The organism is Longimonas sp., from assembly GCF_040409695.1.
In the GTDB taxonomy this organism is placed as follows: domain Bacteria; phylum Bacteroidota; class Rhodothermia; order Rhodothermales; family Salinibacteraceae; genus Longimonas.
Map to the genome: position 1 here is coordinate 17,056 of NZ_JARWGJ010000118.1, position 15,833 is coordinate 32,888.

Genomic DNA, 15,833 nt, shown 5'->3' on the forward strand with positions numbered 1-15,833 from the left:
ATCCGGTGCATGGTCGGAATTAAGAGGGAGGCTGGGCCTGCCTTATCTCTGTCATGCTGGCAGCATTGTGTAGCGTGGTATGCTTTTCGACCTGTTTGTTGGGTGCATGTGAGCCATGAAGTACTCAGGGGCATGATGGCCTGCATTGCACGATATCGAATTGTTTACTCGGCAGCATAAGAGATAGAGATATAGTATGAACTTACAGAAGTTTACCGTTAAGGCGCAAGAGGCTGTGCAGAAGGCCATGGAGATTGCGGCCTCGCACCAGCATCAGGGCGTAGAGCCTGCCCACGTGCTCAAGGCCGTGCTAAGCGACCCGGAAGGGATTGCTGTGTCGATTCTGCGACGCATCGGTGCCAACATCGATCGTCTTCAGAAACAGGCGGATACGGCGCTCGATAAGCTTCCGAAGGTGTCGGGGGCCAGCGTATCGGGGCAGTACCTGGGCGATGACCTGAAGAAGGTGTTCGACCGCGCCCGGGCTGAGGCCGACGTGATGGGTGACGAGTACGTATCGACCGAGCACCTGCTCGTGGGGCTTGTAGAAGGCAAGGACACCGTCGGACAGGCGCTGCGCGATCAGGGCGCGTCGAAGGAGACGCTGCTCGACGTGATGGAGGACGTACGCGGTACGCAACGTGCCGACGACCCGCACGCCGAGAGCCGCTATGAGGCGCTCGACCGCTTTGCACGCGACTTGAACGAGCTGGCACGCAAGGGCAAGATCGATCCGGTGATTGGGCGCGACCAGGAGATCCGGCGCGTGCTGCGTATTCTGTCGCGGCGCACAAAGAACAACCCGGTACTCATTGGCGAGGCCGGCGTAGGCAAAACCGCCATCGCCGAAGGCATTGCTACACGCATCGTGCAGGGCGACGTACCTGAGAGCATGCGGTCTAAGCGGATCGTGGCCCTCGACATGGGAGCCCTGATTGCCGGAGCCAAGTACCGCGGCGAATTTGAGGACCGCCTGAAGGCCGTCGTCAAAGAAGTCAGCGAGTCGGATGGCGAGCTGATCCTCTTCATCGACGAGATCCACACGCTCGTCGGTGCCGGTGCTACCGAGGGCGCCATGGACGCTGCCAACATCTTGAAACCGGCGCTGGCGCGGGGCGAGCTGCGCGCGATCGGCGCTACTACGCTCGACGAGTTTCGCAAGCACTTTGAGAAAGACCGTGCCCTGGAGCGCCGCTTCCAGAAGGTGGTCGTCGACGAGCCCAGCATCGAAGACACCATCTCGATCTTGCGCGGGCTGAAAGAGCGCTACGAGGTGCACCACGGCATTCGCATCCAAGACAGTGCGCTGGTGGCAGCGGCGGAGCTGAGCGAGCGGTACATCACCGACCGTTTCCTGCCCGATAAGGCGATCGACTTGATCGACGAGTCGGCAGCGCAGCTGCGCATCGAAATTGACTCGATGCCGGCTGAGCTCGATCAGCTGGAGCGCGATATTCGTCAGCTCGAGATTGAGCGCGAGGCGGTCAAGCGCGACGAAGACGACGAGAAGCTGGCCTCTATCAACCAGCAGATTGCGAACCTTGAGGATGAGCGGGATGCGCTGCGCTCGCGCTGGAAAGAGGAGAAAGACCTGATCCAGACGGTGCGCGCTGCGAAAGAGGAGATCGACCAGCTGCGTGTGGAGGCGGAGAATCTGGAGCGCGAGGGCAAGTACGACGCCGTCGCCGAGATCCGCTACGGACGCATTCCGGATCTGGAAGAGCAGGCGAAAGCGGCCAACGAGAAGCTGGCGTCGATCCAGGAAGACGGCGCGCTCTTGAAGGAAGAGATCGACGATGAGGATATCGCCGACATCGTGTCGCGGTGGACGGGTATTCCGGTGAGCCGTATGCTGGAAAGCGAGCGCCAGAAGCTGCTGCGTATGGAAGACGAGCTTGCACGGCGCGTGGTGGGCCAGCCCGAAGCGATCAAAGCGGTCTCTGATGCTGTGCGCCGCGGACGGGCGGGCCTGCAAGAGGCGTCGCGTCCCATTGGCTCGTTCATCTTCCTGGGCACCACCGGCGTAGGAAAAACCGAACTCGCCAAGTCGCTTGCGCACTTCCTCTTCAACGACGAAGACGCAATGGTGCGTATCGACATGAGCGAGTACCAGGAGCGCCACACGGTGAGCCGCCTGGTCGGCGCTGCACCTGGATATGTGGGCTATGAAGAGGGTGGCCAGCTTACCGAGCAGGTGCGCCGCAAGCCGTATTCGGTTGTGCTCTTCGACGAGATCGAGAAGGCCCACAACGAGGTCTTCAACACGCTGTTGCAGGTGCTCGACGACGGACGCCTCACCGACAACCAGGGCCGCACGGTCGACTTCACGAACACGATCATCATCATGACGAGCAACCTGGGTTCTGAAGTCATCACCGAGCGCATGGACCGCGCCGACGATGGCTATCTGTCGGATGCGGAGCAGCAGGAGCTCGAAGAGAAAATCATGCAGCTCCTGAAGCGGAAGCTGCGCCCGGAGTTCTTGAACCGCATTGACGACATCGTGATGTTCCGCTCGCTCGGGCGTGCAGAGATCCGCCAGATTGTGGAACTGCAGATGGAGCGCATCGGCCGGATCGCAGCGAAGAACCACCGGCTTACGCTGGAGCTGAGCGACGCCGCCAAGGACTGGCTGGCCGACCGTGGCTACGACCCGGCGTTTGGCGCGCGTCCGCTGAAGCGCGTAGTGCAGCGCCAGGTGGCCAATCCGCTCGCTGAAGAGCTACTCAGCGGCTGGATCAGCGATGGCGACACCGTGCGTATCGAACTTGCCGACGACAAAAGCGGCCTGACATTCGAAACAGAGCCCGAGGCCGAGCCGGTTGAGGCGTAAATCAACGTCCAGCTCTTGGGCCCAGCTCTTGAGCGCTGCACCCTCAAGTTGTACGATGCAACGCGAAGCCTCCGGCAGCAGTCAACGCTGCCGGGGGCTTTGCTATCTTTGTAGCGTCTTGTGGTCGTTGGTAGCTCTGGCGTTGACAGCAGGGCGTCCGGCAGAGCATCCGGCAGAGGTGTCCTGCCTGGTTTGTCTTTTACGCATAACTGTATAAGCTCCCTTGTTTCTGTCTTGCTCACAAACGGACCTCCCTATGCCAACGTCGCCCCCCGATCCCACAAACATTGACACGCCATCTACTATGTCTGCTATGTCTGGAACTCCTCCTGGCAAAGGCACCCGCTTTCTGGCTCTGCTTATCGACTCCATTCTTGTGATGGTAGTCACATGGATTCCCTTTATCGGCCCCGTGCTTGGCGCAGCCTACTTCCTCGTGCGCGACGGCCTCTCGCTCGACTTCATGAACCAGCGCTCTATCGGAAAGCATCTGATGGGCCTTAAGGTGAAGCGCGCCGATGGACGTGCTATGGACATTGAAACGTCGGTGCGTCGCAACTGGATGTTTGCGATTGGCGGTGTTACCGCCCTGCTCGCAGAGATCCCCTTTCTCGGCTGGCTGCTGGCGCTTCCGCTCTCGTTTGCGGCGTTGATCATTGTTCTGTACGAGGCCTACCGGGTTCTCACACGCAGCGACCAGCAGCGCTGGGGCGATAGCATGGCTGCTACTTCGGTGGTTCGCGCGTAGAGCACACAGCCTGTATGTCTTCTCGGCCTTCCGCCCCCGGATGATACATCAGGACGTATTGATACGCATGACAGAAGGCCGTGCATGGCGTGCACGGCCTTCTGGTTTTCTATGCTCCACGTGAACCGGTGTATAGTGCATGTCCACCACATATACGCTGCACTCGCTGTGCAGCTGCTCACCCCTGTGTATACCACCAGAACAGCACTCCGATAATCGAAATAACGCTAACAGCCCAGAGCATCCACCCTGGGCGCTTCGAGGATACGCCCGTCTTCTCTTCTTCAGCAACCGGTTCCCCTTTGCGCCCGGGCTCTGATTCTGTGGCAGAGCGCGGTCTCGGTTGTTCAAGTTCGTCTTGCAGAAATGGGCCTGGCTGCTCTGAACGTTGACCGGGCGGACTGCCCTGTGAGGATTTTTCCTGCGAGGAGCCATTGTTTTCAGGATCCGACTCGTGCATGGTCGGGGGATCGCTCCAGAGCGGAGGGCGGCGTGGAGGCCGGTGATCGGCAAGCAGCGCCTGTGCATAGGTTACCACCGACTCGTCAAGCACATTCGAGGGCGAGTAGATGTAGCCGAGCCAGGACTTCACGTCGCGCCGCATTGCCATATCGCTACAGTGCACCTCAAGATAGGCGTCGTGCTCTTCTATTGGAAGGTCAAGGAGGGCATCGATGTGCGCGTGAACAGCTTTCCAGTATGCTTCGCTACTTAAGTGACCCATTTGCACGCAGGGAGAATGAACAAAGAGGGTGGTAGGATGAGAATGGGATAAGACATGCGTAAAACATCGATGCGACCGGACTAAGGCTTCCTGAATAAACAGGTGGTGCGTTCTTCACACGGAGAGATAACCGTCCTGCTACGTCCTTCCCATCGCGATAGAAGGAAAAACTATCGATCAGACTGCTGCTGAATCGTGACAGTGAGATGATCAGATACATGACACGGCATCACATGACGCGACATCACTTATCCGGGCGCATTGGAAGAGTGATTGTAACAGACGTGCCCTCTCTTTTTTTGCTCTGCAGATGTACGCATCCTCCCATCTGCTCTGCCAGGTGTTTTACAATGGTGAGCCCAATACCTACTCCTTCGTAGGAGCGTGCTACCCCCTCTGACTCCTGCCGGAACGCCTCAAATACGCGGGGGATAGCCTCCTCAGTGATTCCAATCCCCGTATCCTCAACCACAATCTGCGCCTGCTGTACGCTCTCATTTTCTACGTTTTCTATACGTACCTCCACCTTTCCCCCGGGTCGATTGAACTTGATTGCATTATCGATCACGTTTGCCACGATGTGCATAAGAGCCTCCTGGTCGCCCCAGGCGCGCACCGGCTGCAGCGGTATGTTCTGGTTGACCTTTATGCCGGCACGGCGTGCGTCTTCTTCGTAGGCCTGTACGGTGCTGCGCACAACCCGGGCGATATCTATTTCACATGTCCTGATAGCATGCGTACCGCTTTCCAACTCAGAAAGCCGCATCGTAGCCTGCAGCGTATGATTCAGCTGCTCGCCATACCGCTTGATGATCGAAGCGCGTTCAGCCATCGGAGCGTCGAGTTCATCCTCCAGAATCTCCGCAAATCCGATAATTGCGGTAAGCGGTGTACGCACTTCATGGCTTATATTGGCAAGTAACGACGTCTTGAGGGTCTTGAAGTCTTGCTCAGAGGGGGGCCTGCGCTGTTTGACCTGTCGGCTTTTTCGAGGATGCAGCCCCGATGGCCTTTCTATGCTTGAACGCGTGCTTGACCGGAGCGCTTTTCGACGCTGCTCTAAAAGATGTGTGACCAGTGTTGCAATGTCTTTCAGACGTCTGCAATCGGCATCTGAGAAGGATCGCAGGACCGTGTCAAAAATGCAGAGCGTGCCAATACAGACGCCGCCGGACGTGCGCAAGGGCACTCCGACATACGTCTTGAAGATGCACAGCTCAAACGAGGACTGTTTTCCTGAAAAGGGCTTATTTTCCTCGTCTCTGTTGATCTCTGTAAGTGTTCCGGCTTCCATGATCTGCTTGCAGAGTGCCGACCGGAACGTGTGCCCAACTTGGTCTATGCCGGTGGCGGCTTTGCACCAGAACCATTCTGCTTCGATCGAGAAGTTTAGCATCGCAGCGGGTGCCTCAGTCACATCTGCTGCGTGGCGCACCACAGCGTCGAACGCCTCTTCAGGGGGAGTGCCGACGATGTTGTATTGTTCAACAACTTCCTGCCGACGCTTAGCCATAACCGCTCTTCTTGGGTCTACTTCGCGATAAACAGAGTATAACGGGTGTTTATGTCTTGAGAGATATACTCCTGGCATCTGACTCCCCCCTACTGGATCATGTGTACAGAATTAGCAAGCCGATTGCATTTTTCTTAACGCCCTGCCCGAGCAATCTCTATTGCACTGGGAAGCGACATCTCAACGGCATGCAGTTCAGTCGAAGCAGGGATCCCTGCCATTTGGAATCCGATGTGAGAGCATTCCTGCTGCTGAGGCTCAAACTGACCCGTAACGTTCAAGTGGCTCGCAACCAGGCTGGGGTTCAGCGAAAGATGCGCTGTCTGCAAGTTGGCTTCCTGCTCCATTTCACGTTCGTAGTCAATCTCAATTACAACGTCATCACCGCGACGAATGTAATGAAATGAGGAGGGCCAGTCGCTGAGCGTGCCCATCTCCAATGTACCTTCATCTGCGCTGGTAACATCAATCATAGAGCGAGGAGCCGTGTTACCGATACGACATGTGACATCGGCCCGCTGCCCGTACGCTACTGCATGCGAAAGGTCAACGCTCCCTTCTTCCCCAGAAGGACGGTGCAGAATCTCGCTCATCACTACGGGATCGCCGGTAGCACTCCGCCCGATCACCTTGATGGAAAATGGATCGCCCCGCTCAATTGCATCAAGCGAAAACAGCAGGTCCATGCGCTCTCCTGAGGATGGCTGTATCCGAAAGTGGGCGTGGCGGTCGTCTTCTGTTTCCACACGCAGCCGTTCGTTGCCAGGAATAGCGACTCCCTGGTCCATAGAAATGCTCAAGCCCTGCCACCCAAATGTCTGTCCCGAAATATGCGAGATGGCAGCTTCTTCAGGTTCCACATCTGTAGCTGCATCGCAGCCAACCAGCATGAAAAGCATTCCGACGGATGCTACAAGTGTCCAGAAGGTCGATAACTTAAACATAGCGCAGTGGATGTTGGGAGAAAAAAACAACGCAGTATTCTGACCGGTCATATGTAAATTGTGCGCCTGCCCCGCAAGAGGGGGGCGGACGTTGACTGGCCTGCATCCCGTCTCATATGCGAGATGCTTTGTATGCAAGATCGCCTTCTCTCACCGCCTTCGCTATCCACACCTGTTCCCTCTTTGGGTCCACAGATGTGGATAGATTCCGATACAACTGCGCAGCACTGCTATGTGCCATCTAAAGTTATGGCTTGCTTCGACCTGCGCAAAGCCAACGCGCGATATGATATTTCAGGATATGATTCTCTACAGAGCGCTCGACACTCTCTCGTCCTCAGAGGCGCTCAGCGACTCCTTGCTTCCACGCCCATGCGATGGCAGACCGGCCGTCTTCCACACCAATCTTATCGTATAGTACCGACGCGTACTTCCGAACTGTATTGGGAGCTACGTTCATTTTCTCGGCAATCGTACCCGTGGCGTCTCCTTCAATAAGCAGACGCAGTACCGTACGCTCCCGTTCAGTTATATTGTTGAGCGGGTGCGTCTCCGGTGAAACAGATACGAACCACCGTTTCTGGCCTTCTGCTACCGCACGCACTGCCTCGCGGATAAGAGTCGGAGCTTGCTCCTTTGTCAGATACCCTGAGGCGCCTGCTCGCAATAGCCCCTGCACATAGATCGGATCTTCGTGCGAAGACAACGCCAGCACTGCCGTCGATGTGCCTCGTGCGTCCAATGTCTGAGCAACCTCAACCCCATCAGCTCCCGGCATTTCTACGTCAAGCAGCAGCACGTCAGGCTCATGAACTTCGACGAGGCGTAGCGCGTCTGGCCCCGTTCCAGCTTCCCCAACGACTTCAATCGGTAGCGGGTCGCTGGGGTCACTGGCTTCCAGAATCGTTCTCAATCCGCGGCGCACCACGGCATGATCATCAGCAAGAACAATGCGAAGCGCACTCATAGGTGGAAGGTTGGTGGCTAAACAAGAATACGAGACGATCTCGCATTGCTGGCTTACACGATATTCTCTGTAGGATTATCACGCTTATGCCGACGTGTGTACCGACTCTGGATGCTCCCCACTTCTTTGACCAACACCCTTGGGTTGGATCTCATACGGACAAGTGACACGTATGGTCGTGCCCATTTCATGCATGCTCTCTATCTCAACAGTCGCCCCAATCATGTCTGCGCGCTCATGTAAGCCGATGAGTCCGAGTTGCTCGCGTGCTTCATTTTTTTCTGTTCGTTGTTTGGAATGAGCCGTTACGTCAAACCCCGTACCGTCGTCTCGCACTACGAGATGCAGATGGTTATCGTTGGTTTGGACCTGCAGGTCGATGGTAGTTGCACCGGCATGGTGCACTGCATTAGACAGCGCCTCTTGCCCGATACGGTATAACGCGAGGCGTTTGCTATCGGACAGACAGAGCATGTCTTCGCTTCCTTCGATGCGGATAGCTGGAGCAGTTCCTGAGTCCGCTGTTTCGGTGAGCCGGCGTGCATGTGCACGAAGCGCAGCCAGTAAACCAAACCGCTCCAGGCTGGCCGGGTGCAGCCCCTCACTGATCGCACGCAGTTCACGCACCGCATCCATAAGACTGCCCTCCATGTCGAGCGAAGCCCCTTCACTCTGTTCCGTGTGTGAAGAGGCCCCATCGCCGCGTGCCCCAAGCTGAGCAGCCGCCATATGCAGATGTAGACCATGCAGCGTTTGAACGGGGCCGTCGTGAATCTCGCGCGCAACACGGCGACGCTCTCGCTCTTCGCCTTCCTGCAGGGCCCGATATCGTGCGCGGAGCGCCCGCTCCTCGCGACGGCTGCGCCGCAGCCGCATGCCAAGCCAGATGGAAAGACCTATCAACACCAAAATGCCTCCTCCAAGTCCACTAAATAACAGCAAATCATATTGCTGGATTACGCTCAGATGCAGCGCCCGGTCTTCAATACCTAATCCAAGTTCGCTACGCGAGGGACGTTCTCCATATAGACGCTCTTCTACGCGTTCTCCTACGAGCTCGAAGAGAGAAACGGGCATTCGGATTTCCTGTGGCCCTTCATCCCCCCTCACGCTGAGCACCAGGGTACTATCAGCATACAACTGGAAGCGGTTCATTTGGTCGGTTACCCGGTTGTATGCATACCCTTCACTAAGCAGGGAAGGCGTGCCTTCTGCATCTGCACTCTTTTCTTGCGCAGTGGCTTCTGGACCGAGAAGGAGCGTCCCCACCCATAAAAGCATGAGCACAAGAACGACGGCGCCGCATCGCTGCCGGGCATATTCGCAGGGTAGCGACCGGACTCCTACAGCGTCTAAGGAAACAGTGTAGCTGCCTGTCTTCATTGTCTTCGGGCATCTCTGAGGAGAAAAGTCTCTTCCATACTTTTTTGACGTCACCATAAAGCCACGCGCTTTAAGCGATGCAAAACGTGGCGAAACGCGATGTTCAAGACAGCGGATGACCACCAACCCGCCTCCGTAGTCATGTAGGCTCGTTTGTCGTTACAACAAATACGATGAGCGGCTCTCTGCCGGTATTGCGGACGGCATGAAGCGCTTCGCCCCGCACACTTGTTACGCTTCCTGCATGAACAGGTATCGACCGGGGCTCGCTATCAGACGAAGCTTTTTCCATGTATATGCCACTCCCGTGCATCACCACGTAAAGCTCTTCCTCGCTTCGATCCCCGTGGGTATGAAACCCTACGCTATCGTCTGCACTTGGCAGCACCATGTACGCCGCAATGCGATTATTAACAAGCTCGTCGGGGCGAAATAGCTGTAAAAGGTATACGGTGCCAGTGCCGTTGTACATGTATTCACGCTTGTCGTATCGCGAAATCCCTCGCGCCTCTTCGCCGAGTGGATGCACCGTTGGATTGATATACGGCGCGATCATCTCGTCTACCATTGCTTTTTCTTCAGAAGTAAGGGCCTTGCGTTTTCTGCTCATGAGGACTATCTGACGTATATGAAGAATGCGCTCTAAGGGCCTGTTCGGGGGTTGGGTTGTAGCGAGAGGGAACGCCGCTACGGCGAAAATTGGACCACCATAGAGGTTCGTAGCAGGGCTATGAGCCGATACGAGGATGAAGGCCCGACTGACGCCAGGAGATTGAGGACAATTTGTACCAGGGCATGACCCTCAGCCTCGGCTCAGTGGATTGCAGTCCAGCGGAGCCACTCGGAACGCCCCGACCGCCAGGAAGACGTACTCCAGGGGTGCCCAAATTAAGTAAGCCAGCAGAAATACGTTTACACCTTGTCATCGCGAGGGAGGAGCCTGCGACCGACGTGGCGATCTCATGCCCCTCGGTTGGATAGTGCCGCCTATTATTTTGCAGGGCATCCTAAAGGCACTTCCTCGCTACGCTCACAGCGCCGCGTCGCTGGCGCTTCTCGCAATGACATACACGCTTAAAGGTTCTTTTGTGGGCCCACTTAAGAAATCAGATCAGGTTCTATCTCTCTTCTTCTGAAGACTGAGCCGGGAAAGACACATGCATACATGTACCTTGCCCCTTTTCGCTTTCAACGATGATCGTACCATCCATCTGGTCAACCAACTGCTTCACAATCGCCAGCCCGAGCCCGCTCCCTTCGTGCGTACGCGATAAGCCATCTGACTCCTGCTTAAATGCAGTAAACATATCGTTTACCGCTTCAGGAGCGATACCAATTCCGGTATCTCTAACTTCTATGTAATGGCCATCGTGGTCCACGTCTTCATTTCCTGTGCCGACCTGAACACTCACCTGCCCGTTCTCGGGCGTAAACTTGATCGCGTTATCTACCAGATTAGTGATAATGCGCTGCACCGCAATCGGGTCGACATGCGCCTGTACTGAATAGTCCGGTTCCACCAGTTGGAGGGCAACGCCGCTGCGGGTTGCCTTAGAGTGCATGGTTTCGACGACCTCAGCGGCCAGTGCTCGAAGATCAACGTCATCCAGCGATAGCTCGTAGGCACCACCCCGGAGCTCCGACAGCTGCAGCATCGACTCCAGCGTCCTGTGCAGCCGCTTGCTGCTTCGGTGTATAATAGCCGCATGCTCGGCAGGCACTCCGTTAGTCTCATCGCGAAGAATTTCGGTGAAGCCAATCATCGACGTAAGCGGCGTGCGCACTTCGTGGCTCATGTTGGCAAGCATCGCTTCCTGCAGGCGGGCTGCCTTTTCGGCCTCTTTCTTGGCTGTACGCAGCTCTTGCTCGCGCCTGCGTTCGTCGGTTACGTCGTATTGCACCGATACCCAGTACTCTACCTCATTGTGAGCATTGCGCACCGGAGCAATGTCCCAGCGGACGATGTAGGGCGTCCCATCTTTGCGGTAGTTCACCGTCTCGCCGCGAAACGGCTTTTCATTCTGGAGGTGCGTGCGCAAGCGTTCCAGCACCGCCGGGTCGGTATCAGGTCCCTGTAGGATGCGGGGGGTTTTGCCGACAACCTCATCAATCTCGTATCCCGTCATGGCCTCAAACGCTGGATTCGCGTATATGATACGCGGACCCGGGTTATCGATTGGGGCGGCTTCCGTGATCAAAACGGCTTCTGAAGCCTGCTCTACTGCAGCAGCCAGCATGCGGCGCTCTTTTTGTGCTTCCTTTTGCGCTGTAACATCGCGCTCCAGTCCAATAAGCCGCCACGTGCCTGCCTCGGTGTGCTCTACCTGGTGCACCTCGCCACGTATCCACCGCACGGCGCCTCGGTCAGGATGCGTGCGATAGGTAATGGTCTGTGTCTTTGGGTCTGGAGACTTCAGCCGTGCCAGAAAAGACCGAAGCGCACTCCGATCTTCTGGATGCACAACTTTAGCCAAGAAGGCCTCCAGGCTCTTCACCTTGTCCCGTTCGATGCCAAAAAGGCGCTCAAACGGCCCCATGCGGACCACCGTCTCTTCCTCTTCAGAAAAATCGATTTCGAACAGAACAGCGTCTGTTTTTTCCAGCGCCAGTTCCATGCGCTCGCGCATCGCTTCTCGCTCTTGCTCGCGCTTCTTGCGCGCCGTAATATCGATTACAACCCCATTGTACACAATCTCTTTTCCGGTATTGGCCGCTTCAGCATCAGCAGGTAGTGAAATGCCCTGTAGCCAGATACGCTCTCCCGTATGGGGATGGTCGTAGGGAAACGCATGCTCCCATATATGCTGCTCCTCAACCGCTTCCCAGACAGATGCAATGAGCGTGTCGAGGTACGGCGCCGGGATACAAGACAGAAAATCTCCATACCGACTGGGGTTCGCCGGAATGCCCAGAAGACGCTCGGCACTGTTGCCCACGAATCGTATCTCCTGGTTGCCGCTGTCATCTATAGCGAATTGAAACACGACCCCGGGGATGCTACTTGCAACGCCCCGAAGGCGTGACTCACGCTCACGTACCGTCTGGCGCGCCTTCTCCCGCTCTGTTACGTCGGTGAGGAATCCTTCGAGCCGCTCTGCCCCAGAGATAGGGTCTCTCACCTTCGCGCCACGCTCCCAGATCCACCTCGTCTCTCCCTGTTTGGTCAGGATGCGAAACGTAAGATCGTAATGCCCGTCGCGCCGAACGCCCGCGTCAACTGTTCTCTTCACATACGCGCGGTCGTCCGGGTGTACCAGTATGCCACCGCCCATCTTGTCAAGCAGCTCAGAGGCGGTGTATCCGGTGATCCCTTCAACATCTCCCTTAATGAATTCGAGGGGCCACTCCTCTTCAAGACGGGCCCGGTACACAATACCCGGAAGGTTATCAACGAGCGTGTCGAGCTGGTGCCTGTACTCTTCAGCCTCCGTGATATCTTGCGACATTGCCATCCCGTAAGCCCCATCTTCTCCAACGGGAACGACGTGCAGCCGATGACGCCGGTCTTGATGCGTCACCTCAAATGATGACGTGTTGCCCTGAAGCGCGCCTCGATAGTGCTTCGCCAACACGCTTGACAGCGGCTCGTCGAACAGATCCTGTACCCGGCGTCCTTCAAGCATTTCCGGAGCCAACCCGTGGGCCTCCAGTCCCTGTCCGCGAACCAGTTGGTAGCGCAAGTTGCTGTCAAAAAGGGCGACAAGGCCGTTGGGAAAGTGTGAGGCAAGCACCCGGTAGCGGGCCTCACTTTCTCGCAGCTCTTTCTCGCGTTGCAGCGCCTCTCGGCGCTGCTCCAGCCGATCTACCACCATTTTAGCCAGCGTGCGAAGCTGCTGCACCTGCGAATCCGTGAAGACGCGTGGCCTGGTATCCAGCACACATAGCGTACCCACACGGTATCCTTCTGTGGTTTCGAGGGGTGTGCCCGCATAGAAACGTACATGAGGCGGGTCGACGACCAGTGGGTTTGCCTCAAAGCGTTCGTCTTCTGCCGCATCCTGAATGATAAGCGGCGAGGCGTCTTGGATGGTGTGTGCACAGAACGAGATGGTGCGTTCTGTCTCTTGTATGTCAATCCCAATGGCTGCTTTAGCCCACTGCCGCTCCGCATCAACAAAGTTAATCGCTGCAATCGGCACATCAAGCAAATCCGCCGCGTGCTCTACGAAGCGATCAAACGCCTCTTCCGGAGGGGTGTCCAGAATACCGTATGCATGAAGAGCTTCAACACGAGAGGAAGACATTGTGTATTACTGCACCGGGGCTTATTAGTACGGAATCGCCTGTCCACTCGGAATACTATCCATGCGTTTAAGGTACGGAATTGCGCACTTTCAGACAAGTTTTTTCGTGCGCTATGTTCGTCTGTATGTGCATACATCTGGGACTGAGCACACAGCGCCCGTAGGTGCCCCCTGTCACGCCTGGTCTCCGTTCACTTTGAACTGACGAATCGACCGAATGGCGTGGGGATCTCCTGATAGCTCGACGGCGCGCTCGACCAGGTCGTTGAGCTGCGCATCCGACAGCGGCTCGTTGAGCGCGTTCACGTCGTAGGCAATGCCGTATTCGGGAAAGTCGCAGTGATTCGAGTTGAGGTTACTCGCTCCGGCATCATACACCGAGTCGTCAATCGCTTTCTTCGTGCCGCGCACGTCGCTGTGCACCACCGAGAGCGCCCAGTACGGAGGCTCTACGCGAGCTCCGATGGTTTCTTGCGGAGCAAATACCGTGTCGCGCACCGTAGCGTGCTCGTTGAACATCCGCGTGGTGGTGGCGATACGGGATGCGATGCGGGGCTGCGCCTCTTGTGTGGCTGCGCCAATGTGCGGCGTGGTAACGACCTCTCCTACCTCTGCGTAGGGGTTCTGCCACTCTTCGTTGCTGCTTCCCGGCTCCTCCGGAAACACATCGATTGCAGCGGCCCGCACGTGACCTTCTTTGATTGCACGCTTCAGATCGCTCGGGTCGTAGAGAAAACCGCGCGCTGCGTTGATAAATCCGCGCGGACTGTTCTCGGGACGGTCGGCGGCCAACCGCTTGAAGTGGTCGTACGTGATAAGGCCTTGGTTGGAGCGTCCTTTTGGGTCTTCAGCCGACACGTGCAACGTTACGAAATCGCCCTTCGCAAACGCCTCCTCAATGCTGTTGCAGGCCGTCCACCCCAGCGCCTCACCCACCTCGCTGGCGACCTCGGAGGCATCGTAGAAACAGATGTCCATACCAAAGTTGTCGGCCAGCTTGGCGATTTGTTTGCCGATGTTGCCGAGTCCGATAATCGAAAGCGTTTTGCCCAGCAGCTCGTACCGACGCGAGCTCGACTTCGTCCACAAATGCTGGCGTCCCGCTTCATTCGCGGTAAAGATGCGTCGCGCAATCCCGATCATCTCACCGAAGACCATCTCCACGACAGACCGCCCGTTGCTCACCGGGTCGTTCATAACGAGCACGCCCGCCTCGGCACACGCCTGCTTGTCGACCGTGTCGTCGCCGATGCAACAGAGCATGATCGCGGCCAGGTTGGGCGACGCGGCAAGCACCTCTTCGGTGACCGGAAACTTGCTTCGCTTGTAGAGCAGGTCGTGCTGCCCCTCTTCAAGCCGGGCAATGACCGATTCAACATCGGATGTCTCTTCATCCGGTACGCGCTCGGGCGTGATACCCTGCTCAAGCAGGTAGTCGTCGAGCGACGGGTCGGGCTGCTCCAGGATGATGGCTTTTTGGAAGCGATCGTTCAGAAAGCGAGGACGGACAAGCGTGGGAGATTCCTGCATGAGAAACCGGGATTGTGTAGAGAGCTCAGCGATCGTATGATCGGTATGTTACGCATCCCGTTGAATGCATCTGATGGGGCAGAAAGGTCCGTATCCCCCTGAATACATCCTGAATACATCTTCCGATGTTGTGAAGTATTTTATGGAAGCGGTTCCAGTTCAAGTTGTCGCAACATCCCTGCTTTCAGATAGGTACGTTAGCCCGACTCCTTTCCTTTCATGTACGCTCCCGCTCTTATGGCAACGACGTTTGAGACCCTTCGCGACTTGCTTACCCGGCGCATTCTGGTGATGGATGGCGCGATGGGGACGATGATCCAGCGTCACGATCTCTCTGAAGCCGACTTCCGCAACGATCAGGTGGCCGATGTGGAGGGCGACCTGAAAGGCAACAACGATCTGCTCTCGCTCACGCGTCCGGATATCATTCAAGACATCCACCGGCAGTACCTCGCAGCGGGCAGCGATATCATCGAGACGAACACCTTCAGCGCCACCGCCATTGCGCAGGAGGACTATGCGCTGGAGCACCTCGCGTATGAGCTAAACGTGGCAAGCGCCCGGTTGGCCCGCGAAGCTGCAGACGACGCCTCGACCGCCGACAAGCCCCGGTTCGTAGCCGGCGCCATGGGTCCGACCAACAAGACGCTCTCCGTCTCCCCCGACGTGAACGACCCCGGCTACCGCGCCGCAACCTTTGAGGAGCTGCAGACAGCCTACTACGAGCAGGCTCGCGGACTCGTAGATGGCGGCGTGGACATCCTGCTTGTGGAAACGGTCTTCGATACGTTGAACTGCAAGGCGGCGCTCTACGCCATTCAGCGCCTCTTCGACGACCGCGACCAGCAGTGGCCGGTCATGATTTCGGGGACGATCACCGACATGAGCGGTCGCACGCTCTCGGGACAGACGCCCGAAGCGTTCTACACCTCGGTTATGCACCAGCC

Annotated in this window: 11 protein-coding genes; 3 read left to right on the forward strand and 8 right to left on the reverse strand. The window is 56.9% G+C overall.

Features of this window, described 5'->3' with window-relative positions:
- Window positions 1-196: 196 nt before the first annotated feature.
- Both clpB and PPP56_RS07440 read left to right on the forward strand, forming a co-directional pair.
- Complete coding sequence (gene clpB / locus PPP56_RS07435; protein WP_353563407.1) at window positions 197-2,833, forward strand: ATP-dependent chaperone ClpB; 2,637 nt, start codon at window positions 197-199, stop codon at window positions 2,831-2,833.
- Window positions 2,834-3,146: 313 nt separating this feature from the next.
- Entirely contained in the window at window positions 3,147-3,581 is a 435-nt protein-coding gene (locus PPP56_RS07440; protein ID WP_353563408.1) for an RDD family protein, read from the forward strand.
- A 178-nt stretch (window positions 3,582-3,759) separates the two neighbouring features.
- Here PPP56_RS07440 and PPP56_RS07445 read toward each other — a convergent pair whose 3' ends face one another.
- The 8 genes from PPP56_RS07445 to PPP56_RS07480 all read right to left on the reverse strand — a co-directional run bounded on the left by PPP56_RS07445 (window position 3,760) and on the right by PPP56_RS07480 (window position 14,886).
- Window positions 3,760-4,305, reverse strand: coding sequence for a hypothetical protein (locus PPP56_RS07445; protein WP_353563409.1), 546 nt, complete (start codon window positions 4,303-4,305; stop codon window positions 3,760-3,762).
- Between the two features lie 244 nt (window positions 4,306-4,549).
- Window positions 4,550-5,818, reverse strand: a complete 1,269-nt coding sequence (locus PPP56_RS07450) for a GAF domain-containing sensor histidine kinase (RefSeq protein ID WP_353563410.1) — start codon at window positions 5,816-5,818, stop codon at window positions 4,550-4,552.
- A gap of 134 nt (window positions 5,819-5,952) precedes the next feature.
- Window positions 5,953-6,762 carry a hypothetical protein gene (locus PPP56_RS07455; RefSeq protein WP_353563411.1) on the reverse strand — a complete coding sequence of 270 codons (810 nt, stop codon included), beginning with the start codon at window positions 6,760-6,762 and terminating at the stop codon, window positions 5,953-5,955.
- A 337-nt stretch (window positions 6,763-7,099) separates the two neighbouring features.
- Complete coding sequence (locus PPP56_RS07460) at window positions 7,100-7,729, reverse strand: response regulator (protein WP_353563412.1); 630 nt, start codon at window positions 7,727-7,729, stop codon at window positions 7,100-7,102.
- A gap of 84 nt (window positions 7,730-7,813) precedes the next feature.
- Window positions 7,814-9,010, reverse strand: coding sequence for a sensor histidine kinase (locus tag PPP56_RS07465; RefSeq protein ID WP_353563413.1), 1,197 nt, complete (start codon window positions 9,008-9,010; stop codon window positions 7,814-7,816).
- 241 nt (window positions 9,011-9,251) lie between these two features.
- Window positions 9,252-9,722 carry a cupin domain-containing protein gene (locus PPP56_RS07470; protein ID WP_353563414.1) on the reverse strand — a complete coding sequence of 157 codons (471 nt, stop codon included), beginning with the start codon at window positions 9,720-9,722 and terminating at the stop codon, window positions 9,252-9,254.
- Between the two features lie 508 nt (window positions 9,723-10,230).
- Window positions 10,231-13,356 (reverse strand): PAS domain S-box protein, encoded by a 3,126-nt coding sequence (locus PPP56_RS07475; protein ID WP_353563415.1) that lies wholly within the window; start codon window positions 13,354-13,356, stop codon window positions 10,231-10,233.
- 174 nt (window positions 13,357-13,530) lie between these two features.
- The gene (locus PPP56_RS07480; RefSeq protein ID WP_353563416.1) at window positions 13,531-14,886 is read right to left on the reverse strand and encodes an NAD(P)-dependent oxidoreductase; all 1,356 of its coding nucleotides are present in this window, start codon (window positions 14,884-14,886) and stop codon (window positions 13,531-13,533) included.
- Between the two features lie 237 nt (window positions 14,887-15,123).
- Here PPP56_RS07480 and PPP56_RS07485 point away from each other — a divergent pair.
- Window positions 15,124-15,833: homocysteine S-methyltransferase family protein (locus PPP56_RS07485; protein ID WP_353563417.1), on the forward strand; the 710-nt coding region annotated here is incomplete at its 3' end.